Here is a 22,485-nt window from a genome sequence, read left to right on the forward strand (position 1 = left end):
CACCGGCCGCTACGGCCATCACGTCATCACGTCATCACAAAGGAGTGACCTCAATGGATCTGGGACTGACGGGTGCGAAGGCACTGGTGACCGGTGCGAGCCGCGGCATCGGGCGGGCGATCGCGGGAACCCTGGCCGCGGAGGGCTGCGCGCTGGCGCTGTGCGCCCGGGGCGAGGAGGCCCTCGCGAAGGCCGCCGCCGAGTTGCGCGGCGAAGGGGCGACGGTGTTCGCCGAGCCGGTCGATGTCACCGACCCGGCCGCACTCGCGGGCTTCGTGGAGCGGGCGGCCGGCGAACTCGGCGGCCTGGACCTGCTGGTGTCCAACGTCTCGGCGGGCAACGTCAAGGGCCCCGAGTCGTGGGAGGCCAGCCTGCGCGGCGACCTGGTCCCGTTCGCCGGACTCGTCGAGACGGCCATGCCCTACCTGGAGGCCTCCGACCGGGCCGCCGTGGTCGCCATCGGCACCACCAACGCCTCCGACACCGCCCGCCCGGCCGGAGCCAACTCGTACTCCGCCATGAAGGCCGCGGTCGTCCAGCACGCTTCGGCTCTGGCGCACGCCCTCGCTCCGAAGGGCATCCGCGTCAACACGGTCTCCCCCGGCCCGATCGACTTCCCCGGTGGCGCCTGGGAGACCATCCGCACCAGCCGCCCGGAGGTCTACGAGGAGGTCCTCGCCAAGCTGCCCATCGGCCGCTATGGCACCGCCGAGGACGTGGCCGCGGCGGTGGCGTTCCTGCTCGGGCGGACCGGCTCCTTCTGCGTCGGCGTCAACCTCGTGGTGGACGGCGGGCTGTTGACCCGCGTCCAGTACTGAGCCGTGGCGGGCCCGGCCGGCCGCCTGGACGCCGTGCTGGTCTGCGGCGGCAAATGGCACGACTTCGACTATGCGCGGCTCCGGCTGCTGGAACTGCTCGGTGATCACCCGCGGGTGCGCACCACCGTCCACCAGGACTACGACTGCATCGCCGCGCTGGAGCAGGCCGACCTGCTGGTCACCTACACCTGTGACGTCCGGCCCCGCCCGGCCGAGCGGGCCGCGCTGGCGCGGTTCGTCGAGCGGGGCGGGCGCTGGCTCGCCCTGCACGGCACCAACGCGGTGATCGAGGCGCCGGCCCCCGGTGGACCGCGGGTGTTCACCACTCCGCGGCTCCTCGGGGAGCTCGCCGAGGTGCTCGGCAGCCAGTTTGTCGCCCATCCGCCGATCGAGCCGTACGAGGTCCAGGTCACCCGGCCCGGCCATCCGCTGGTCGCCGGGATCGAGCCGTTCACGGTCACCGACGAGTTGTACGTCTGTGAGCTGCACGGGGAGCTGGAGGTGCTGCTGCACGCCGAGTACACGGGGCCGTGCCGCGGTTTCGCCGAGGGCGACACGGCGGCGCTCGACGACGCGCCGCGGCCGGTGCTGTATCTGAAGCGGCACGGCTACGGGGAGGTGTGCTGCTTCACCCTCGGGCACTGCCGGGGGCGCTACGACGTGCAGGACCTCGGTGTGGATGACACCGGGCGGGTGGACCGGGGACCGTGGGAGACGCCGGAGTTCGTGACGGTGTTGGGGCGGTGTGTGGAGAGGGTGGTTTCGCCCCCACGCCCGCCCCACCTCACCCGTGCGGCAGCACCACCGCTCGGCCGTTGATCTCCCCGGCATGCAGGCGCTCGTACGCCGACGGGGCGTCCTCGATCGAGAACGTCTCCACGTGGGAGGAGACGAGCCCCTGCCGCGCGAGCCCGACGACGTCGATGAGTTCCACGCGGCTGCCCCAGTAGGGCGCCGACGCGGACACCCCGAACGGCAGACCGCCGCCGAAGCCGACCGCCAGAGTCCCGCCGCCGATACCGACGACGGTCACATCACCCGCCACCGCCACCGCCGCGGCGGCCACCGCCAACGTCGCCTCGGCCCCCACGAAGTCCAGCACGACCTCCGCCCCGGCGCCGCCGGTCAGCTCCCGTACCCGTGCCGCCGCCTCGCCGTCGGAGAGCAGCGTCTCATGGGCGCCCACCGCGCGCGCCAGCTCCAGCTTCTCCTTGCTCACATCGAGAGCGACCACCCGGGCCGACGTCAGCGCACGCAGCAGCTGTACGGCGAGATGCCCAAGGCCGCCGACACCGATCACCACCGCCGTACTGCCGGGCACCAGCTTCGGCAGGGACGTCATGATCGCGTGATACGGCGTCAGCCCGGCGTCGGTGAGCGGTGCCGCCTGCACCGGGTCCAGTCCGCCCAACGGCACCAGGTGGCGGGGGGAGTCCACGACCATGTACTCGGCGAGGGCGCCGGGAGAGCCAAGGCCGGGCGGCATGATGCCGAGCCCGGCGGCGTGCGGGCAGTAGTTCTCCCTGCCCTCGGCGCAGGTGCGGCAGCGGCCGCAGCCCCACGGGCCGTACACCGCCACTTCGTCGCCCTCCGCGACCTCGGTGACACCGCTGCCCAGAGCCGCGACGGTGCCGACACCCTCGTGGCCGAGCGTCATCGGTAGCGGGTAGGGGAACTGTTCCGCGGGCCAGCTCATAACGGCCAGGTCGGAGTGGCACAGCCCGGCGGCCGTCACCTTCAGCAGCACCTGGCCCGGGCCCGGTTCGGGCACCGGAACCTCGACCACCTCGGGCCCGGCACCCACCGTCCGGTACTGAACCGCTTTCATCATCAGATCTCCTTGTCAGGGGTGGTGACAGGCTCGGCGGGCGGCGACTTCCGGCGGCGCAGAACCGCCGGTAGCGTGATCCGCCCACCCGTGAGGACCAGCGCGACGATGAGGACCGAGCCGGTGAACAGGCTCGTGGCCCACTGCGCGCTGGTGGCGAGGCCGAGCCCGGTGATTCCGGTGCCGAGCAGGAGTACGGCGATCACTGTGCCCCAGGCGTTGAAGCGCCCCGCACGCAGCTGGGTCGCTCCGACGAAGGCCGCCGCGTAGGCCGACAGCAGGTACGGCGTGCCGGCGGTCGGCGATCCGGATCCGACGGAGGACGCGAACACGACCCCGGCGAAACCGGAGAGCAGCGCGGACGTCACCAGGGTCATAAAGCGCAGTCGGCCGGTGCGTACTCCTTGCAGACGTGCGGCGTTCTCGTTGAAGCCGGTCGCGTACAGCCGGCGGCCGGTGGCGGTGTGTTCCAGCATGAACCAGATGGCCATCGCGGCGAGGAGCAGATACAGCACGGGCAGCGTGATGCCGCCGGCGTCCAGCTGGGCGATGCTCGAGAACGGCTTGGCCAGCAGTTGGAGGCCGGTGATCGAGCTGTCGTTGGTCACCATGGTGATCAGGGACTGGATCAGCGCGCCGGTGGCGAGCGTGGCGATGAACGAGTCGACCCGCAGCACCACCACCACAATTCCGTTGATCACCCCGACCAGCAGGGCGGCCGTCATCGCCAGGGTGATCGCGGTGCCGGGGCCGAGGCCCGCGGAGACCAGGAAGCGGGCGGTCAGCACGCTGGTCAGCGACATGGTGAAGGCGACGGAGAGGTCGAAGACGCGTGCGGCCAGCGGAGCGACAACGCTGAGCGCCACCAGACCGGCCACGGCGTTGCCGTTCAGTACCTGCTTGACCGTGGTGGCGGTCGGGAACGTCTCCGGCGCCCACACGGAGAAGATCACGGCGATGAGCAGCCACACGTAGACGGCGCCGATGTTCCGGAACGACAGGGCGGCCGCCGCCCGCCGGCCCAGCGCGACGGGCGTCCCCGCGGTGAACACCGCGGGGGCGTCCGGGTCGGTGACCGGCCGGTGTTCCGCCGGCCGGGTCGGGGTGGATGTCATGTCACTCGGTTCCTTCTCACTCGGTTCCTTCCATGGCGTGGACGAGCGCGGGCTCGGTGACGTCCCGGCCGCTGATCTCCCGCACGATCCGGCCGTCCCGTACCACCAGGACGCGGGTGCACAGCGTGAGCAGGTCCTCCGTGTCGGACGAGGACACGATCACCCCCATGCCGTCGCCCGCCTGACGTTCGATCAGCTCGTACAGCTGCTGCCGGGTCGCGACGTCGACGCCCGCCGTCGGTTCGCACAGCACCAGCACCGGCGGCCGCTGGGCCAGGCAGCGGGCCATGACGACCTTCTGCTGGTTGCCGCCGCTGAGCGTGGTGATCGGGGCCCCGCGTCCGGCCGTACGCACTTCCACGCGCCGGATCCACTCCTCGACGAGGGCGCCCTCCCGCCCCCGGTGCAGTCGGCCCAAGCGGGCGCGGAGCCGGTCGAGCAGGGGGAGGGTCAGGTTCTCCGCGACCGAGAAGTCGCCGACCACCCCCTCGGTCGCCCGGTCGGCGGGCACCAAAGGGATGCCGAGTCCGCCAGCGTCCCGCGCGTCGACCCACCGTGGGGAGCGTTCCGGTATCCGCACCCGGCCGCGCACCGGTCCGGTCCAGGCCCCGCACACCGCGTACGGCACTGCCTCGTGGCCGGAGCCGACCAGGCCCGTGATGCCCAGCCGCTCGCCCCTGGCCAGGTCGAAGCCGACGCCGCGCAGCGGGCCGACCCATAGATCTCTGACCTCCAGCGCGGCCTCGCCCGTCTCGCCGACCCTGCCGACAGCGCCGGAGGGCGGCTGCGGCCGGTGGGCAGTCTCCACCTCCTGACCTGCCATCAGCTCCGCCAGTGACCGGGGAGTGAGCTCAGCGACCCGGCGGGTGGCGATCCGGCGTCCGCCACGGATCACGGTGACCCGGTCGGCGAGCGCGAAGATCTCGTCCATGCGGTGCGAGACGTACAGCACGCCGGCACCCGCGTCGCGGATCTCCCGCACGATCTGGAAGAGGCGGGCCACCTCGCCCGGCGGCAGCACGGCGGTCGGCTCGTCGAGCACCAGCACGCCGCGCCGGCCCTCCCAGCCCTGCAGCGCGGCGGCGATGGCCACCACCGCGCGCTGGACGGGGGTGGCCGTGGACAGCGGCCGGCGTACGTCGATGCCGAGGCCGAATCGCTCGACCAGTGCGGTCGTTCGCCGTTCCATCTCCGGCCAGCGGATGTTGCCGAACGCCGTACGGGCGAAGCCGCGGCTGAGCGCGAGATTGTCCGTGGCGCTCAGCTCCTCCACCAGTCCCAGTTCCTGGTGGACGAAGCGGAGCCGGTCGTGCCGCGAACCGGTGACATGGCCCAGGTCGAACGGCTCGCCGTCGAGTTCGGCGACCGCTCCGGGCTCGGCGTGGTGATATCCGGCGAGGATCTTGATGAGGGTGGACTTGCCGGAACCGTTGGGCCCGATCAGCGCGTGGATCTCGCCGTGGGCGATCTCGAGGTTCACGTCCTTCAGCGCCTGGGTTCCGCCGAATCGCTTCGACAGCCCCTCCACCCGTAGTACCGGGCGGTCCACCTCCGCCGTCCCGGCGTGCCGCCCGTGCGACGTCTGCGTCGAGGTGTCAGCGTGCACCGCTCCTCCATCCGTGGATGGCGCCGCCGCCGGCACGGAGCCGGCGGCGGGCCGTGCCGGTCAACTCAGGCCCCAGAGCGCCTTGAACTGCTGCTCGTAGTCCTCGACGAGCGGGAAGTCGCCGTCGGCGGACGGCAGGTTCTCCTTGGTGACCAGCATGTTGGGCAGATCCGCGTTCTGGTCCACCTTCATGGACTGGCCGGTGAAGTGGCGGGCCAGCGCGTCGACCTGGATCCAGGCGGTCTCGTACTGGTTCAGGGCCATGGCGGCGTCGGTGAGCCCGCCCTCGATGTACTGGTAGCTCTGTGCGTCGCCGACGTTGACGATGATGCGCTTGCCGTTGATGCCGGCTGTCTTCAGCGCGGCCGGGACGCCCACGTTGAGCAGGCCCAGTGAGAAGACGACGTGGGTCACCTTCGGGTGCGAGCGGAGGTACGACACCACCCGGTCCGGCATGTCCTTGCCGATCGCGGTGATCGGCACATCGACGGTGTCCAGCCCGCAGCCCTCGCACCACTCGCGGTACTTCGTCTCGAACCCGTCCCTGACGGGCTTGAGGATCGTGTACGCGGGCAGGTCGAAGTAGACGGTGTCGGCCTTCGCGCCGCTGTTCGACACGACCCACGAGGCGATCATCGTGCCCTGGACGTCGACGTCCGCCGGCCCGTTCTTCAGCAGGGAGATGCCGTCGCCCACCACGTCGTCGGCATTCGACTGGAAGACGGGAATGCCGGCCTTCTTCAGTTGCGCCAGCTGCTTGGCGTACACCGCGCGCGGGAACCCGGAGGCGACGACGGCGTCCGGCTTGTCACGCACCGCCTGCTCGTAGGCGGCCTGCACGGACTCCGGAGTGCCCTGGGTGGCAATCTGCTTGACCTCCCAGCCGAGCTCCTTCGCTCCGGCGGTGAAGTGGTCGGCCAGGTCCTTGCAGGACTGGACGCCGCACAGGATGAAATCGATCTTCTTGCCCTTGGGGATCTTCTTGCCCACCGGCTCGGTGACGGGGATCTTGGCCGGGCGCTGGGTGTACTGCTCCATGGCCTTCGAGGCTGCGGCCAGGCCGGGGGAGTCGGACGCCGCCTCCGGCTTCGATTCGGCGGCCGGAGTGGCACCGCCGCCGCACGCGGAGAGCGTCAGCAGAGCGGTGACGGGGACGATCGCGGTGAGGGCGCGGCGGACCGCGCTACGGGGTCTGGAACTCATCGTTGAGTACTCCCACGCATGGAGGGTCGAGAGGGCTGCGTGAACCGCCGTCGTGGGGTACGGCGCGGGCCGCCGGGGTGACCGCGCGGCACTGCGGCCTGGGCGGCGAAACTCCGCCCAGGCCAAGAAACTTATGAGGCACTACAGCCTCAAGTGCGTCGGAGTGTGACACGCCCCGGCAGGCTTGGGGAGAGGTTCGTCACCATAAATTCGCACCCTGACACCACTTTCCCTCGACAACCTCGGCCGATCCGAGATCCGGACACCGTCGCGAGTGTTGCTCCCGGCCGCGCCTGCTAACTACACTCACTCTAAAGTTTCTGCCAGAGGAGAGATGATGGACGAAACGTCGGAGTCGGCCACCGCGCGGTGCCCCGGACCCAGCGTCCAGGACTACCTCGACCAGGACAGCCGCCCCGTTCCCGCCGCCCTGAGGCACGACAGGAACGACTACATCGGCAGCGAGGACATCGACTCCGCGCGCTTCGTCTCCCGCGAATGGGCGGAGCGCGAGATGCGGCAGGTGTGGCGGCGGGTGTGGCAGTTCGCCTGCCTGGAGAGCGAGATTCCGGAGGTCGGCGACCACGAGGTCTACGAGATCGGCGACGACTCGCTGATCGTCGTACGGACGGCCCCCGACGAGATCCGCGCATACGTCAACGTCTGCCTGCACCGCGGCCGCAAACTGCGGACCAGTGGCGGCAACGTCGGCGAGTTCCGCTGCTCGTTCCACGGTTTCGCCTGGAATCTCGACGGCACCATGCAGACCCCGCCCTGCTCCTGGGACTTCCCGCATGTCACGCCGGAGAAGTTCGCGCTCCCCGAGGCCCAGGTGGCGACCTGGCGCGGCTTCGTCTTCATCAACATGGACCCGTACGCGGAGTCCTTCGAGAGCTACCGCGGCACCTTCGACGAGTACTACATCTGGCCGCTGGAGGACCGCTACAAGTCGCTGCACATCGCCAAGGTGCTGCCCTGCAACTGGAAGGTGGCCCAGGACGCGTTCATCGAGTCCTTCCATGTGATCGCCACCCACCCGCAGATGCTGCCGTGGCTGGCGGACGCCAACTCCCAGTACGACGTCATGGCGGACCAGCCCAACTGGAACCGGATGATCAACATCCAGGGCGCCCCCAGCCCCCACGTGGCGGACTCCGTCACGGAGGAGGACGTACTGGAGACGTTCTACGACTCGCGTGCGTTCTACGCGGCGGCCCAGGGCCGTGACCTGGTGATGCAGGAGGGGGACGAAATGCCGGCGATCCCGGCCGGCGGCACCGCCCGCCAGGTCCTCGCCGAGCGGATGCGCGCACAACTGGCGGCCACCTCGACCCAGGACTTCTCGCAGACCGCCGACACCGAACTGCTGGACGCCATCAACTACTTGCTGTTCCCCAACTTCAACCCCTGGGGCGGCGCCAAGTCCAACATCATCTACCGGTTCCGGCCCAACGGCCTCGACCCCGACTCCTGCACCGCCGAGATCATCTTCATGTCGGCCCCGAAGAAGCCCGGCGAGATGCCGCCCCCGGCCAAGATCCGCTGGGTGCCGGAGGACATGCTCTTCGCGGACATCCCCGAACTCGGTGTCCTCGGGCCCGTCTTCGACCAGGACTGCGAGAACCTTCCCTACGTCCAGCAGGGCCTGAAGGCGATGCGCAAGCCGGGCATCACCCTGGCCAACTACCAGGAGAGCCGCATCCGCCACTTCAACCAGACGCTCGACCGGTGGATGAACACGTGACCCACCGCGTGGCGGTCCGGCCCTCCGGCGTCGAACTCGAGGTGCTCGACGGCGAAGACCTGTTCAGCGCCGCCCAGCGGCTCGGATACCGCTGGCCCACCGTCTGCGGTGGCAAGGGCACCTGCCGTACCTGCTTCGTGGCGGTCGAGGAGGGCACCGAGAACTGTTCACCCGTGGACCCGCTGGAACGCGAGGGCATCGAGGCCCTGCGCAAACCCGTGGACGGCCTGACCCGGCTCGCCTGCCGGCTCCGGGTCGAGGGCCCGGTGACCGTGACCAAGCGCGGCGTGCGCCGCCGAGTGCAGGAGTGAGCCCCATGTCCAAGCAAGTGATCCATCCGCTGACCGGGCATGTGTACCGGCTCACCGAGGACGGTCTGGTCGAGGTGACCGACCCGAAGTCCGGAGCATGGGGCATCTTCGACTTCCAGGCCCGTTGGCAGTCGGGCGAGCTGCGCCACGCCGACCTCCAGATGGCCGGCTGGGTGGGCCGCCTCGCCCGACGGCGCGTCGCCGAGCAGCCGGAGGAGTGACCCCGTGACGCCCCGTACGACCCGCGTGGTCTGTCTCTTGCGCCGACCCGACGGAGAACCGGTCCCTGGTGACTTCGCCGTCGAGGAACGCCCGCTCCCCTCCCTCGATGAGGGTCAACTGCTCGTCCGCAACCTCTACATGAGCGTCGACCCGTCCATGCGCGGGCGGCTGGAGAGCACCGAGAAGCACTACACGCACAACTTCACGCCCGGATCGCCGCTCGACGGCCGGGCGCTGGGCGTCGTGGAGGAGAGCCGCTGCGCCGACGTGCTGGCGGGAGCGTATGTACGTCACCAGCTGGGCTGGCGGGAGTGGGCCGTGCTCGACGCCGCGGACACCGACGGTGCCGGTCGTATCGACCCTGAACTCGCGCCGCTGCCCACCTGGTTGGGGCTGCTCGGGCAGACCGGCTTCACCGCGTACGTCGGGCTGGCACGGATCGCCGAGATACGCCCCGGAGACACCGTCTTCGTGTCGGCGGCGGCCGGGGCCGTGGGCAGTGCCGCCGGGCAGTTCGCCCGGCTGCTGGGTGCGGAGCGGGTCGTCGGGACCGCCGGCGGGCCGGACAAGTGCGCCCTGCTGGTGAAGGAGTTCGGCTACGACGACGCCGCGGACTACCGCGCCGAGCCGGTGCGCGAGGCGCTGGCCCGGATGGCGCCCGACGGCGTCGACGTCTACTTCGACAACGTGGGCGGGGAGCAACTGGCCGCCGCCCTGCACGCGTTGCGGACCGGTGGCCGGGTCGCCCTGTGCGGCATGATGTCGCAGTTCGGCGGGGAGCGGCGGGCCGCCGACACCAACCAGCGGTCGGCCGACATCAACCAGTTGATCCAGGCGGTCCTCAAGCGGCTGACCCTGCGCGGTTTCATCGTCCGCGACCACGAGGACCTGCGGCCGGAGTTCGAGCATCGTGTGGCCGACTGGCTCCGTTCGGGCCGGATCACCGCCCACGAGACGGTGGTGGACGGCCTGGACAACGCCGCGGGTGCCCTGCTGTCCCTGCTGGGCGGCGGCAACACCGGCAAGATGCTGGTACGGCTGGGCGATGATCCGTACGGCCGCGCGTAGTTCGACGCGTACGGCTCGTACGGAGTTCGACGCGTACGTGGTTCAAGGGGCGCCGGCCGCGACATCCGCGGCTGACGCCCCTCTCCCGTACGCGTACGCCTATCGCATGGAACGTGACGCCCCGATGCTGAAGATCTCCATGGAGACCCCCAACCGGGTCAACCCGGTCACCGCCGCCCGGAAGTCCTTGATGTGCGCGGTGGTGAAGTGTTCGTCGAGGGCCTGCTGGGACACCCACCGCTCGAACACCCGGATTCTGCGGCCGTCCGTGGGGTCCGCGGTGATGGCGTAGTCCAGGCAGCCGGGCTCTTCCTCACGGGTGCGCTTCCCGACTTCGACGAGGTGCCCGAGCATCGTGTCGCGATCCGCGGGCTCGTAGTCCATCCAGCCGGCGACGATGATTTCCTCTGACACGGTGGTCCTTTCCACTTCCACGGTCATGAGCTCATGACCGTGGGCCCGCCGCCCCTCTGTCAGGAAGGAGCGACGGGCCCATGGTTGCTCAGATGCCGAGTGCCGCCGGGACGCCGTCCACGGTGACCGTGCCCTTCTCGCCGTCGACCGTGATCACCATGCCGTCCCGCAGCCGCCGCGTACCGCCCTCGACGGAGATGACGGCCGGGATGCCGAGTTCGCGACAGACCACGACGGCGTGGCTGTTGAGCGCGCCCACGTCCACGACAGCTGCTCCTGCCACGAGGAACAGCGGGGTCCAGGCCGCGTCCGTGATCGGCGCCACCAGCACCTCGCCCGGCTCCAGCGCCTCGCACGAGGCCGGGTCGGTGACCACCCGCACCCTGCCGGTGTACGTGCCGTGGCTTCCGCCGACGCCCGTCAGCACATCGCCCTCGCCGGCGGTCGCGACGCCCTCATCGCTGCGCCGCGGCCAGCCGTCGATCTCGGTCTGCGCGTCCTGAGCGACGAAGAACGGCGGTTCCAGCTCGCGCAGCCCGGCGTACTCCTTAAGCCGCTGGGCGATGACGGGCCCGAAGCCGCCCGGGTCGGCGACATAGTCGTCGAGCTCCGTGTCCAGCAGCATCATCACGTCCTCGGGCTCGGCGAAGCGTCCCGCCTCGACCCCGCGACGACCCAACTCCCTTACCGTCATGCGGACTTCGTTGATGACGGTCACACAGTTGGCCTTGGTCCGCTCACGTGCCGGGATCCACACCTGGGAAGCGTGCATGCCGGCGTCAAACATCGGCCGCGTGTCCTCGGGGAGGGCCGCTCGGATCTCCGTCGCGAGTTGTTCGCGGCGCTCGGTCAGCCTGCGGTGACGCGCGGCCGGGGAGTTGTCGTCGGAGCTGTGCCGGATCCGGTCGACCAGGGCCAGCGCCTGGACCGGCGCCGCCTCCCAGGACAGCGCGTGGATGTCCCATTCGTTGGGGCCGCGGTCGCCGGACTCGGCCAGGAACTCGTCGAAGGAGTCACGGAACGCCTTGACGTCGCCGGTCGCCCCTTCGAGGGCCTGCTGCACCGCGGCCGGTCCCCGGTCGAACAGAGCCGTCAGCTCCGCCGAGGCCGCCACCTGGCGGGACAGCGTCCACAGGCCGGTTGACGGAGAGGCAGAGTCGACGTCTCCCAGCCCGCCGATGAGGTCGAGCATCGCGCCGGGACGGTCGACGCTCGCGCACAGCGGTCCGAGGATCGCCGGTCCGACGGACGCGGGCAGCGAGGACTCGACATGCCGTTGGAAGGTCGTCTCCACGTCGTCCAGCAGCGAGCGGGCGTACGCCACCAACTCGATGTCGGACAGGGGCGCCAGGTCGGGCCGCTCGCGCCTGATCCGGCGCAGCCGCTCATGGTCGGCATCGCCTTCCGGGTAGCCGGCCTGGCCGAGCATCCCCTGCAGCGTCGCTGTGGCCTTGGCCGTCAGTTCCGCATCCTGGTCGTCGGGGTGCGGCACGTACACCGGCGTGTCGGAGCGCTGGCCCACGAAGGCGGTGTCGATCTGGTCCGCGGTCTGCCCCATGCGGATGCCGAACAGTCGCAGGTGCGACAGGTTGAGGTAGAAGTAACCGCCGAAGATTCCGACGAACGGAGGGCGGGGGCCGCTGATCTCGTCCCCGCGGTAGATGCCGAACTCGACGAAACCGCGGCGCCAGCCCTGCAGGCCGCGCCCCCAGACCAGGCTCCAGCCCAGCGGGCTGGCCGGCTCCGGCAGGGTTTCGCCCGCGTTGGCCCGGGTGTAGTGGGGCAGGCGCTCGCTGCGCTGCCAGTCGGTGATCCAGTGCTTCATGGCGATGGGGCTCCCGCCGTCCGTTCCTCCGCTCACCACTGGGACGTTCCGCCGTCGACGCTGATCATCGTGCCCGTGATGCCGGCGCCGACGTCGCTCGCGAGCAGCGAGGCGACGCTCGCGATCTGCTCCACGGTGGTGATCTTCTTGGTGGCGGCGTGCTCGGCGAACCGGCCCAGCCACTCCTCGTACGAGATGCCCTCGGCCTCGGCCGCGGCCGGCCCGGCGGCCCGCATCAGGTCGGTGTCGACGGCGCCGGGGCAGATCGCGTTGCAGGTGATGCCCATGGTGCCGTACTCGAAGGCGGTCGCCTTGGTCAGACCGTGGATGGCGTGCTTGTTGGTGATGTAGTGGCTGATCGCGGGCTTGTTGGCCTGCTTGCCCTCGACCGAGGAGATGTTGATGACCCGACCCCAGCCACCGTCCAGCATGGGCTTCAGCGCACGGCGGGTGCCGTAGAAGTAGGCGTTGAGGTTGAGGTCGAGCGCTTTGTGCCACGCCTCGTCGCTCAGCTGGTGGACCGGCGCGAAGCCCTCGGTGCCTCCGACGTTGTTGACCATGACGTCCAGTCGGCCGAAGCGCTCGACCGTCCAGTCGACCAGTGCCTCGATGTCCGACTGGCGGCTCGAGTCACAGGTGTGGAAGACGGCCTTGTCGCCGGCCTGGAGTTCTTCCAGGGCCTGCTTGCCCTTGATCTCGGAGCGGCCGCTGAGCACGACCGTGGCTCCGTCGGCCAGGAAAGCCTCGGCGATGGCGCGGCCGATACTGCGCGTACTGCCCGTGATCACCGCGACACGTCCGTCGAGGCTGCCCGTAGCCACCATGTTGTTCTCCTGCGGTTTCTGAGGGTTCGTCATCTGGACGCTTCGTCCAGGAGGCGGTGGATGGTGCGGTGGAAGTGCTGCAGTCCGGGTTCGTTGCGTCCGAAGACGAAGTCGGTCCCGGCGAGGGCCTTCAGGCCCCGCTGCACTCCGTAGGTGGTCGCGTAGTCCTCGTCGCGGACCACCTCGTAGAACCACTCGCCGAACTGGTCGGCGGCGTGCCGCTCCTCCTCGGTGACGGCCGGCTCGCGCAGCAGGATGATCTGCTGGGTCACGGATTCGGTGGCCGTCCGGGGGATGACGATGGAGACGGCGATCTTGTTGCGCCACGTACCGGCGATGGCCAGGCCGGGGAAGAGCCAGTAGATGGCGCCGACCACGTCGCCCGGGTCACGCTTGTCCGGCGGCAGGTCCACCACGTCGACGACGGGCCGCAGTGCCGCCCCGAGGCGCTGGTGGGGGCCCCACGTGTCGTGGGCCATCATGTTGGAGAAGTTCGTCTCGAAGACCGTCTTCGTGTGCAGCGAGGCGAAGTGGTACGTCTCCAGATACCCGTCGAGGGTGACCTTCCAGTTCGGGCTGGTCAGCTCTCGGGTCGCGTAGTGGTGGCAGTCCGCGAAGCGGAGCCCCTCCAGCAGTGGCTGTAGATCTCCCAGCCAGGCGTCCAGGTCGTGCTCGGCGTTCGGATCGAGCGATACGAAGACGATGCCGGCGCGCTCACCGACGGGGAGCTGGATCAGGCTGCGCTTCTCGCGAGGTACGTCGCCGAAGGTCTTCTCGGCGTACACGCCGCGCAGTTCCCCCGACAGGTCGTAGGACCAGGCGTGGTACGGGCAGGTGATCCGCTTCGCCACGCCGCAGCCCGGCTCGACGAGCTCGGCGCCACGGTGCCGGCAGGCGTTGATCATCGCGTGGACCGCGCCTTGGCGGTCCCGGGTGATCAGGATGGGGACGCCGAGCACGTCCAGTGCCTTGTAGGTCCCGGGCTTGGGGAGCTCGGACGACATGGCGAGTGGCAGCGGGACGCTCCGGTGGACGGCGTCCATCTCCCGCAGCCAGCGGTCGGCGTCGAGGTAGTTGTCGACGGGTTCCGTCCACTGCTCCTCGGCCTCGTGTGTCGTGTTGTTGCGGTAGTGCTCGATGACACGCTCGGCGAGGTCGGCAGCATCCTGCCGCATCGCCACGCCCGCGGCATCGCTGGAGCGGTCCTGGCCGATCCATGAGTGGTATTCCGGGGCGGGGGGCGGCATGGGGCGCTCGTCGCCTGCCGCTCGGGTCTCCGGTGAGATCTGGACCACGATGTCCTCAATCCTCCCAGCCGCGAGCTGGTGAAGGTTTCCTGTGCTACAGCTCCGCTGCGACCGCCACAACAACAGGAGTTAGTGTTGCGTGTCAATAGAAAGTACCGAAGTTGGTTGTGCGACATTCCCCAGGTCACCTTCGCTTTCTGCTGCGAGAGTAACCCTGGCTCGACTCGATCTTTCTAGGGATCGGCTCCAGCTGAGGGAACGGGTGCGGGTAGCAAGTAGACGGAAGGGAGTCCAGTGGCCGACGAGATGGCCGAGCCGGCTCAGGTGTCCCGAGGGGTGGCGATGACCCAGCCCTTCGAAGTCGGTGTCGTGGTGCGCGACCTGGAGGCGTTGGAGCACTTCTATCGCGAGGCGCTCGGCTGCGTCCCGGTGCACCACTCGCACATCCCACACGCGATCGGCGGCCCGGCCGGATTGGGCGGGCCCCTGTTGGTCGTCTGGCTTCAGGTGCCGTCCGGGGGCCGGATCAAGCTGATACGGCTTCAGGCGGATACGGATGCGGGCGCGGCTGCGAGGCCGTCGGCCGTACCGCTGGCCGCACGCCGCGGCTTGTCCTATGTCACCTTCCACTTCGACGACATAGTGCCGGTCGTCGCCGCACTGCCGGCCGCCGGCGCCCGGCCGCTGTCGTCCCCGACCGTCGTAGTGGCACGGGACCGGCGAATCAGCTTCTGGGCGGATCCGGAAGGCAATGCCCTCGAACTGGTGGACCAGCGCGGCGGTGACCACGAGACCGGTTGAGCCCGGCCCATAGTAATTAGAGAACCTCTTCAGTAAGGTGCGCCCTGCTGGTTACTGTAGACCAGCAATAGAAAGTCCGATCGGTTGGAAACCTCGCAACGGGGCGAAGGGGCGGACGATGGTTCAAAAGGCACCGCGGAAGTCGGCCGCGAAGACCACACACCAGGCATCCGCGCAGGTCGTCAGGGACCTGCACGAGCGCATGGTGCGCATCCGGCTGTTCGAGACCGAGGCGGGCAAGCTCATGGAGGCCGGCAAACTGCCCGGCTTCCTGCACCTGTACGTCGGCCAGGAAGCCGTGGCCGCGGGAGTGATGGCGGCACTGCGCGACGACGACCAGATCACCTCCACCCACCGCGGACACGGACACGCCGTGGCCAAGGGCGTCAGCTTCCGGCACATGTACGCCGAGCTGTACGGCCGGGTCACCGGAGCCTGCCTGGGCCGTGGCGGAAGCATGCACATCAACGACCTCAGCCTCGGCATGCTCGGCGCGAACGGCATCGTCGGCGCCGGCATCCCGATCGCCGTCGGCGCCGCCTTCGCCGCCCAGTACAAGGGCGAGGACAGCGTCGCCGTCACCTTCTTCGGCGACGGCGCCACGAACATCGGCAGCTTCCACGAGGCCGCCAACATGGCCGCCATCCTGCGCCTGCCGGTGCTGTTCATCTGCGAAAACAACGGCTACGCCGAGTTCACGCCTCAGTCGAAGCACATGCTGATCACCGATGTCGCCGACCGCGCCGCGGCCTACGGCATGCCCAGTGTGATCGTCGACGGCATGGATGCTGTCGCCGTTCACCGCGCGGCCGCCGAGGCGGTCGAACGGGCCCGGGCGGGTGAGGGCCCCATGATGATCGAGGCCAAGACCTACCGCTATTACGACCACCAGGGCGTCAAGGGACTGCGTCACCCTTACCGCTCCCAGGAGGAGGTCGACGAGTGGAAGGCCCGCGACGCGATCGACCTGCTGGAGGCCCGCGCCCTCGCCGACGGCACCGCCACCCGGGCGGAGCTGGACGACACCTGGCAGCGCACCCGCGACGCGATCGCCGAGGCCATCGCGTACGCCGAGGCCAGCCCGCTGCCCGACACCGCCGACCTGCTGCTCAACGTCTACTCGGGGTGACCGCCATGACCACCATCACCGAAACACCCACCGCCGCCCCGGACGCCACGGACCGCAAACTGACCTACGTCAAGGCCTTCAACGAAGGACTGGCGCAGGCCATGCGCGAGGACGAGAACGTCTTCGTCGCCGGCGAGGACGTGGCCGGATACGGCGGCGTCTTCCGCATGTTCGACAACCTGCTCGACGAGTTCGGCCCGCGCCGCATGATCGACACGCCGATCTCCGAGGCCGCGCTGGTCGGCCTGGGCGTGGGCGCCGCCGCCCGGGGTCTGCGCCCCGTCGTCGACCTGATGTTCATGGACTTCATCGGCGTCTGCCTGGACCAGATCGTCAACCAGGCCGCCAAGATGAAGTACATGTTCGGCGGCGGCCTCTCCGTGCCGCTCACCATCACCACCGCCTCCGGCGCCGGCCTAGGCGCCGCCGCCCAGCACAGCCAGAGCCTGGAGGCCTGGCTCGCCCACGTGCCCGGCCTCAAGGTCGTCATGCCGTCCGACGTGTACACCGCCAAGGGCCTGACGGTCTCGGCGATCCGGGACGACAACCCGGTCGTCGTCATGCTCAACAAGGTCCTGCTCGGCAGCAAGGGCGAAGTACCCGAACCGATCTACGGGATCCCGCTCGGGCAGGCCCACACTGCGCGTCAGGGCTCCGACGTCACCGTCATCGCACTGGGCCGCATGGTGGGCGAGGCACTCGCGGCAGCCGACGAACTCGCCGCCGAGGGCATCGAGATCGAGGTGATCGACCCCCGGACCGTCCAGCCCTTGGACACCGAGACCATGATCGCCTCTGTCCGCCGCACCAACCGGGCCCTCGTGGTCCACGAGGCCGTCACCTTCGGCGGACTCGGCGCGGAGATCGCCGCCCAGATCCAGGACGCGGCCTTCGATTATCTGGACGCGCCGATCCTGCGCATCGGCGCTCCCTTCTCCCCCGTGCCGTTCTCCCCAGTGCTGGAGAAGGCATACGTACCCGATCGCGCCCGCATCGCCCAGGGGTGCCGCCGTCTCCTCGAAAGGTCGTGACGAAGTGGCGGTCGAGGTTCTGCTGCCGAAGATCGGCCTGACCATGCAGGAAGGCACGATCGACGAGTGGCTCGTGCCCACCGGCACCGCTGTCTCGGAGGGCGACGCCCTGCTGCGGCTGGCCACCGACAAGGTCGACGTGGACGTCGAGGCGGAGGCCGGTGGACTGTTCCACCCCGTGGTTCCTGCCGGGACCACGGTCCCGGCAGGGGCTCTCATCGGCTGGCTGCTGGCCGAGGGCGAGCAGCCGCCGGAGCCGGGGGGTACGCCGATGGCTTCAGGACCCGGGGCCAGCGGTACGGCTGCGCAGCCCGTGGCCGTGGGCGCTGTCTCCGCGGCGTCGGCATTCGATGCCGGCGGGACTTCCGCGGCCCCGGCACCCATTGGCAACGGCACGGCACCGTCCGGTCACGGCGGCAACGGCTCCGCGACGCCCTCCCTCAACGGCAGCGCGGCCTCCGTCGGTCACGGGGGCCGACTCCTCGCCTCGCCGAACGCCCGACGGGTGGCGGCCGAGACCGACGTCGACCTCACCGCCCTACGCGGCACAGGACCCGGCGGCCGGATCGTCTCCGAGGACGTGGAGGACTTTCTCGCCGCCCAGTCCGCCACCCCCGTCACTCCGGTCTCGCCCGGCACATCCGTCTCGCCGCTGGTCCGCAAGCTGGCGAAGGAGCGGGGCATCGATCTCTCCGGGGTGAACGGCACCGGTCCCGGCGGCCGGATCCGCAGGTCCGACCTCGACGCCGTCACCACGGCGACCGAACCGGCGCCCGCGACAGCGGCCGTCCGCCGCAGTGCCGTACCCCAGCCGGGAGACGTCCTCCCCCTGACCGGAATGCGCGGCACCATCGCCCGCCGGATGCACGCCAGCCTCCAGGAGATGGCACAGCTGACGCACGGTTACGAAGTGCGGATGGACGCCGTCGTGTCGTTGCGGGCCCGGCTCAAGGAGGAATGGGCCGACAGCGACTTGCCCGTCCCCAGCCTCAACGACTTCCTGCTCAAGGCCGCCGCACTGGCCCTGCACGAGCACTCGCTGCTCAACGCGACGGTGCGGGAGGACGGCATCCATCTGCTCGGCGACATCCACCTCGGCTTCGCGGTGGCCGTTCCGGGCGGCCTGATGGTCCCCGTGATCGAGGACGCGGTGCTGATGCCGCTGCCCGAGATCGCCCGCCGGTCGAAGGCCCTGGCCGAGGCCGCACGCGAGGGACGGATCTCTCCAGCCCAGCTGGAAGGCGCCACATTCACCGTCACCTCGCTGGGCGGATACGGCGTCGACTTCTTCACCCCCGTGATCAACCCCGGCAATGTCGCCATCCTCGGCGTGGGCAGGCTCAGGGACGGTGTCGAGTGGGTGGACGACCGGCCACTGCGGACGCAGGTACTCACCCTGAGCCTCACCTTCGACCACCGTGCCGTCGACGGGGCACCGGCAGCCGAGTATCTGCGCACGGTCGGTGAGTTGCTGCGAAAGCCGCTCCGGCTGCTGGTCTGATCCTGGGCGGAGATCCGCTCCTGGTCCGAGGGCTATTCGGCCGCCGCCGGGTCGGCGATCCGCTCGGCGAGGCGGCCGACCTCGCGGACGAAGGAGCGGTGTCCGAGCGAGCGGTAGACGTCGTCCCCGCGGACCTGCGAGATCGCCGAGGTCTCCAGCAGCGACAGCAGGCCCAGGGCGATGACGGCGGCCTCGGCGTCGGAGACCGACTCACGGGCCTTGCGGGTCAGCCGTACCAGTTCCTCCAGCAACTGCGTACGGCTCTCGTGGCGCAGCGCCTCCGCCTCCTGGCTCATGCCGGCCGAGGACGTGAAGAACACGGTGGCGGCGGACCGGTGTTCGCCCAGCCAGGCCACCAGCGCGGTGAGGGCAGGGCCGACGGGCGAACCGGGCATGTGGGCCTCCGCAAGCGCATGCAGCTCTTCGCGCAGCGCGGTGGCGAACACCCGCATCCCCTCCACCAGGACCTTGTCCTTGGAGGAAAAGTGGTAGTAGACCGCTGCCGAGGTCATCTCCGCACGAGCGGCGATGTCGGCCACCGTCACCTCGTCCGGCGACTGGGTGGCGAACAGCTCCGTGGCCGCTTCGATCACCCACTGCTTGCGCGAAGGACGGTGCGCGGCGCGGGCTCCGGATATCGTCATGGTGTCAAGTATGCCGCGATCTTCGTACTCCGACGGCACACGCGTAGCAGGAATTACGCCATCGACCTGGCAGAGTTACTGGATAGCATGGTCAGTGAACAGGGCCCACAGACGCGGGTTCGCGGCAGCCGCCAGGGAGCATGATGGCCACCACGCAGAACGGCAAGCAGCCCGCCCACCGACCCTCGCGACGACAGCACATCATCACCGCCGCCGTACGGGTATTCGGGCGTAACGGAGTCGCGGAGACCAGCATCCAGGACATCGCGGACGAGGCCCAGGTGGTGCCCACGGCCGTCTACTACCACTTCGACGGCAAGGAGGAGCTGCTCGAACTCGCCATGCGGCGGGTCTTCGACCAGCTGAACGCGGTGGTGGAGGCGGCCCGCCCGGAGTCCGAGCCGGGGAGTGCGGAGGGGCTGCTGCGAGTCATCGACGCGGTGTGGGACTGGGTGGAGCAGAACCCCGAGGAGGCCCGGCTGTACCAGGTGCAGATCGCCTCCGCCAACGGCAACGTCAAGGTGCTGCGGGACGAGTTCGAGCAGCGGCACATCCAGCGGGCGTACGACTATCTGCCGGAGGGCACCACGCGCAGTCCCCGGGCGGCCAAGTCACGGCACGCGGCGCAGGCACTCGCAGTCCGCACGCTGATCAGTACGACCATGCTGGTCACCGCGCTGCGAGCGGAAGGCGGGCCGTTGTCCCAGCTGCCCTCCCGTTCCGTACAGGAGGCGGTCAGGTCGCTGGCGCTGCGGATCGTCACCGCCGAGCAGAAGCCGGCCTCCGCATCCGCCTGAGGCGGTTCACCAGGGCCAGTTCACCAGGGCAGGGGCTTACGTTCGGCGAACAGCCCGCCCGTCGTCCCGTCGCCGTCGGGGAGGGTGGCCAGCCAGACCGGGGTGTCCGCGCCCTCCTCCGGACCGCGCGGGGCAGCGGAACCGCCCATGCCGCTGCGGGTCCAGCCGGGGTCGGCGGCGTTGACCAGGACGCCTGTGCCCGCCAGTTCGGCCGCGAGCATACGGGTCAGGGCGTTGAGGGCGGTCTTGGAGATCCGGTAGGCCGGGTGGCGGCCGGAGTCCATCAGCGCCAGCGAGCCGTACGAGCTGGTGACATTGACGACCCGTCCGTAGCCGACCTCCACCATGCCTGGCACGACGGCTTCCGCCAGGCGCCAGGCACCCGTGAGGTTCGTGTCCAGGGTCGTGCGCAGAATCTCCTCGTCGAGGTACGGGGGCCGTAGATCTCCGTCCAGGGACACTCCCGCATTGTTCACCAGGACGTCGATCCCGCCAGTCAACTCCCCGGCTTCCCGGACCGCTTCGGCGACGCTCTTCGCCGAAGCCACGTCCAGGGCCAGCGGGAGTGCCGCCGGACCGATGACGTGGCACGCCTCCTCGGCCGCCTCCCATCTTCGCGCCCCGACCAGGACCCGTAGCCCCCGGTCCGCGAGCTGCCGGCATATCTCCAGGCCGATGCCGCGCGCTCCGCCGGTGACCAGTGCGGTTCTGTCGCCGTGCCACATGGTGTGCTTGCCGCCTTTCAGACCGTCAGTACCGAGCAGGCGCTGATCCCGGGCGCGCCGTACACATGGGTGAAGCCCACCCGGGGAGCGCCCGGCACCTGCACACCCGGCGCCCGGCCCTGCAACTGCCGTACGACCTCGTGGAACTGGCGCAGCCCGGAGGCGCCGACGGGCTCGCCACCGGCCAGGCAGCCGCCGTCGGTGTTGACCGGGATCCGGCCCGTGGGATCGGTGTCCCCGCCGGCGAGGAGTTCCTGCTGCTCGCCGTGGCCGCACAGTCCGGTCTCGGCCAGGTGGATCAGTTCCGATCCGCTGTCGGTGTCCTGCAACTGGGCGACCTGTACGTCCGCGGGCCGTAGCCCCGCGGTGCGGAAGGCAGCCTCCGCGGCGTCGACGCTCGGGCTGCGGTGCGGTCCGGGCGGCAGCCAGGGCGAGAACACCTCGAACGAGCCGAACCGTCTGGTCCTGAAGGCCAACGACGCCAGTTTTACGGGGCGTTCGCACAAATCGAAGGCACGGTCGCCGAGCGCCAGCACCAGAGCCGCCGCGCCCTGCCCCGGCGAGCAGAACATGTACTGGGTGAGGGGCGGACTGACCTCGGCGGAGTTGAGGATCTCCTCCTCCGTCAGCTCCTTGCGCCGCCAGGCCAGGGGATGCTGGGAGCCGTTGCGGAAGGCCCGCGCGGCCACTCTCGCCAGCGTCCGCTCCGAGATCCCGTGCTCGTGCAGGTACCGCTGGGTCTTGAGGGCGAAGAACTGGGTGGTCAGCATCATGCCGGTCTCGGCGTACCAGTCGGGCAGTCCGTAGCGTGCCGCGGAGACGTTGAAGGCGCCCCGCTCGTGCTTGTCGAAGCCCACGGCCAGTCCGAGCGAGGCCTCGCCGGCGCGCAGTGCGTTGGCCACGGCGAGCACCGTCGAGGCACCGGTGGCGCAGCCGTTCTGCACGTTGGCGAACGGCACACCGGTCAGGCCCAGACGGCCGACCAGGGTGTCGGGCTTGCCGGACACGTCGGAGCCGCCCGCCGCGTAACCGATGTCGTCCCATGCTGTCCCGGCGTCGGCCAGGGCCTCGCGTACCGCACGCTCCGCCATGTCCATCCCGGTGACGGTCTCGTCGCGGCCGAAGGGATGCATGCCGCAGCCGACGACATAGACCTCGTCGCTCCGGCTCATCGCTCCCCATCCCCGTCTGTGCGGAACGCGAAGGTCAGCACCTCGGTCCCGTCCTCGTCGTGGTAGGCGGTCACCGTGGTGAGCCGGACCGGCAGCCCGATCCGTATCTCGGCGCGGGGAACCTCCAGCCGCGCCTCGACCAGCACCTCGCCGAGGTCGACATAGCCCACGTGATACGGCCGGTAGCCCCCGGTCGGCGGCCGATACGGCGGCTTGGGCTGGAACGCCTGCAGCGTCCACGACCACACCCGCCCGCTCACCGGCAGCACATGCGCGGACATGGCTCCGTCCGAGCACTTGGGGCACGAGTTCTGCCGGGGGAAGACCACGGTGGCGCAGCCGGAGCAGCGCGCGCCCGTGAGGCGCGGTGGATTCGCGCTCCCGAACAGTCCCTCGTCGATGAGTCTGCTGATCATGCCGTCCTGCCCTTTTCTGCACGGTCGTCGTGCGGTGGTGCTGT

At 69.9% G+C, this 22,485-nt stretch carries 22 protein-coding genes and 1 pseudogene; 11 read left to right on the forward strand and 12 right to left on the reverse strand.

What is annotated here, in order from left to right:
• Nucleotides 1-53 precede the first annotated feature (53 nt).
• On the forward strand, nt 54-818 hold the full coding sequence (locus tag ACYVO6_RS19165) for an SDR family NAD(P)-dependent oxidoreductase (RefSeq protein ID WP_461062603.1): 765 nt from the start codon (nt 54-56) through the stop codon (nt 816-818).
• A 3-nt stretch (nt 819-821) separates the two neighbouring features.
• Nucleotides 822-1,637 carry a ThuA domain-containing protein gene (locus ACYVO6_RS19170; RefSeq protein WP_461062604.1) on the forward strand — a complete coding sequence of 272 codons (816 nt, stop codon included), beginning with the start codon at nt 822-824 and terminating at the stop codon, nt 1,635-1,637.
• Here the strand turns inward: ACYVO6_RS19170 and ACYVO6_RS19175 are convergent.
• The 4 genes from ACYVO6_RS19175 to ACYVO6_RS19190 are packed head-to-tail and all read right to left on the reverse strand — an operon-like array spanning nt 1,603 to nt 6,570.
• Entirely contained in the window at nt 1,603-2,646 is a 1,044-nt protein-coding gene (locus ACYVO6_RS19175; protein ID WP_461062997.1) for an NAD(P)-dependent alcohol dehydrogenase, read from the reverse strand. The genes ACYVO6_RS19170 and ACYVO6_RS19175 overlap by 35 nt on opposite strands.
• 2 nt (nt 2,647-2,648) lie before the next feature.
• Complete coding sequence (locus tag ACYVO6_RS19180; RefSeq protein WP_461062605.1) at nt 2,649-3,761, reverse strand: ABC transporter permease; 1,113 nt, start codon at nt 3,759-3,761, stop codon at nt 2,649-2,651.
• A gap of 16 nt (nt 3,762-3,777) precedes the next feature.
• Entirely contained in the window at nt 3,778-5,367 is a 1,590-nt protein-coding gene (locus tag ACYVO6_RS19185) for a sugar ABC transporter ATP-binding protein (protein ID WP_461062606.1), read from the reverse strand.
• 60 nt (nt 5,368-5,427) lie between these two features.
• A complete protein-coding gene (locus ACYVO6_RS19190; protein ID WP_461062607.1) occupies nt 5,428-6,570 on the reverse strand; it encodes a sugar ABC transporter substrate-binding protein in 1,143 nt (380 codons plus the stop codon).
• A gap of 334 nt (nt 6,571-6,904) precedes the next feature.
• On the opposite strand from ACYVO6_RS19190, the gene ACYVO6_RS19195 reads away from it, so the two are divergent.
• Genes ACYVO6_RS19195 through ACYVO6_RS19210 form a run of 4 tightly spaced genes read left to right on the forward strand, consistent with a single transcriptional unit; the run spans nt 6,905 to nt 9,915 of the window.
• Complete coding sequence (locus tag ACYVO6_RS19195) at nt 6,905-8,314, forward strand: aromatic ring-hydroxylating oxygenase subunit alpha (RefSeq protein WP_461062608.1); 1,410 nt, start codon at nt 6,905-6,907, stop codon at nt 8,312-8,314.
• Nucleotides 8,299-8,625: a 2Fe-2S iron-sulfur cluster-binding protein gene (locus tag ACYVO6_RS19200; RefSeq protein WP_386348497.1), complete on the forward strand. Its 327-nt coding sequence runs from the start codon at nt 8,299-8,301 to the stop codon at nt 8,623-8,625. Before ACYVO6_RS19195 ends, ACYVO6_RS19200 begins: the two co-directional genes overlap by 16 nt.
• 5 nt (nt 8,626-8,630) lie before the next feature.
• Nucleotides 8,631-8,846, forward strand: coding sequence for a transposase (locus ACYVO6_RS19205; RefSeq protein WP_461062609.1), 216 nt, complete (start codon nt 8,631-8,633; stop codon nt 8,844-8,846).
• Nucleotides 8,847-8,850: 4 nt separating this feature from the next.
• The gene (locus ACYVO6_RS19210) at nt 8,851-9,915 is read left to right on the forward strand and encodes an NADP-dependent oxidoreductase (RefSeq protein ID WP_461062610.1); all 1,065 of its coding nucleotides are present in this window, start codon (nt 8,851-8,853) and stop codon (nt 9,913-9,915) included.
• Between the two features lie 99 nt (nt 9,916-10,014).
• On the opposite strand, the gene ACYVO6_RS19215 is transcribed toward ACYVO6_RS19210, so the two are convergent.
• The 4 genes from ACYVO6_RS19215 to ACYVO6_RS19230 all read right to left on the reverse strand — a co-directional run bounded on the left by ACYVO6_RS19215 (nt 10,015) and on the right by ACYVO6_RS19230 (nt 14,273).
• Complete coding sequence (locus tag ACYVO6_RS19215; RefSeq protein ID WP_461062611.1) at nt 10,015-10,329, reverse strand: putative quinol monooxygenase; 315 nt, start codon at nt 10,327-10,329, stop codon at nt 10,015-10,017.
• 88 nt (nt 10,330-10,417) lie between these two features.
• Nucleotides 10,418-12,190 (reverse strand): PEP-utilizing enzyme, encoded by a 1,773-nt coding sequence (locus tag ACYVO6_RS19220; protein ID WP_461062612.1) that lies wholly within the window; start codon nt 12,188-12,190, stop codon nt 10,418-10,420.
• A complete protein-coding gene (locus ACYVO6_RS19225) occupies nt 12,187-13,011 on the reverse strand; it encodes an SDR family NAD(P)-dependent oxidoreductase (protein ID WP_461062613.1) in 825 nt (274 codons plus the stop codon). The genes ACYVO6_RS19220 and ACYVO6_RS19225 overlap by 4 nt, the downstream gene beginning before the upstream one ends.
• Entirely contained in the window at nt 13,008-14,273 is a 1,266-nt protein-coding gene (locus tag ACYVO6_RS19230) for an aromatic ring-hydroxylating oxygenase subunit alpha (protein WP_461062614.1), read from the reverse strand. Before ACYVO6_RS19230 ends, ACYVO6_RS19225 begins: the two co-directional genes overlap by 4 nt.
• 246 nt (nt 14,274-14,519) lie before the next feature.
• Here ACYVO6_RS19230 and ACYVO6_RS19235 point away from each other — a divergent pair, with 246 nt between their 5' ends.
• The 4 genes from ACYVO6_RS19235 to ACYVO6_RS19250 all read left to right on the forward strand — a co-directional run bounded on the left by ACYVO6_RS19235 (nt 14,520) and on the right by ACYVO6_RS19250 (nt 18,687).
• The gene (locus ACYVO6_RS19235) at nt 14,520-15,026 is read left to right on the forward strand and encodes a VOC family protein (protein WP_461062615.1); all 507 of its coding nucleotides are present in this window, start codon (nt 14,520-14,522) and stop codon (nt 15,024-15,026) included.
• Nucleotides 15,027-15,144: 118 nt separating this feature from the next.
• A complete protein-coding gene (locus ACYVO6_RS19240; protein ID WP_461062616.1) occupies nt 15,145-16,155 on the forward strand; it encodes a thiamine pyrophosphate-dependent dehydrogenase E1 component subunit alpha in 1,011 nt (336 codons plus the stop codon).
• A 5-nt stretch (nt 16,156-16,160) separates the two neighbouring features.
• Entirely contained in the window at nt 16,161-17,186 is a 1,026-nt protein-coding gene (locus ACYVO6_RS19245) for an alpha-ketoacid dehydrogenase subunit beta (RefSeq protein ID WP_461062617.1), read from the forward strand.
• A 4-nt stretch (nt 17,187-17,190) separates the two neighbouring features.
• Nucleotides 17,191-18,687: a 2-oxo acid dehydrogenase subunit E2 gene (locus tag ACYVO6_RS19250; RefSeq protein WP_461062618.1), complete on the forward strand. Its 1,497-nt coding sequence runs from the start codon at nt 17,191-17,193 to the stop codon at nt 18,685-18,687.
• A 470-nt stretch (nt 18,688-19,157) separates the two neighbouring features.
• On the opposite strand, the pseudogene ACYVO6_RS19255 reads toward ACYVO6_RS19250, so the two are convergent.
• Nucleotides 19,158-19,331: pseudogene (locus ACYVO6_RS19255) on the reverse strand (helix-turn-helix domain-containing protein); the annotation flags it as partial.
• A 143-nt stretch (nt 19,332-19,474) separates the two neighbouring features.
• On the opposite strand from ACYVO6_RS19255, the gene ACYVO6_RS19260 reads away from it, so the two are divergent.
• Nucleotides 19,475-20,128: a TetR/AcrR family transcriptional regulator gene (locus ACYVO6_RS19260; protein ID WP_461062619.1), complete on the forward strand. Its 654-nt coding sequence runs from the start codon at nt 19,475-19,477 to the stop codon at nt 20,126-20,128.
• A 20-nt stretch (nt 20,129-20,148) separates the two neighbouring features.
• Here ACYVO6_RS19260 and ACYVO6_RS19265 read toward each other — a convergent pair whose 3' ends face one another.
• The 3 genes from ACYVO6_RS19265 to ACYVO6_RS19275 are packed head-to-tail and all read right to left on the reverse strand — an operon-like array spanning nt 20,149 to nt 22,441.
• Entirely contained in the window at nt 20,149-20,853 is a 705-nt protein-coding gene (locus ACYVO6_RS19265; RefSeq protein ID WP_461062620.1) for an SDR family NAD(P)-dependent oxidoreductase, read from the reverse strand.
• A 17-nt stretch (nt 20,854-20,870) separates the two neighbouring features.
• Entirely contained in the window at nt 20,871-22,025 is a 1,155-nt protein-coding gene (locus tag ACYVO6_RS19270) for a thiolase family protein (RefSeq protein WP_461062621.1), read from the reverse strand.
• Entirely contained in the window at nt 22,022-22,441 is a 420-nt protein-coding gene (locus ACYVO6_RS19275; protein ID WP_461062622.1) for a Zn-ribbon domain-containing OB-fold protein, read from the reverse strand. The genes ACYVO6_RS19270 and ACYVO6_RS19275 overlap by 4 nt, the downstream gene beginning before the upstream one ends.
• Nucleotides 22,442-22,485 lie beyond the last annotated feature (44 nt).

Source organism: Streptomyces pseudoechinosporeus, assembly GCF_054783935.1.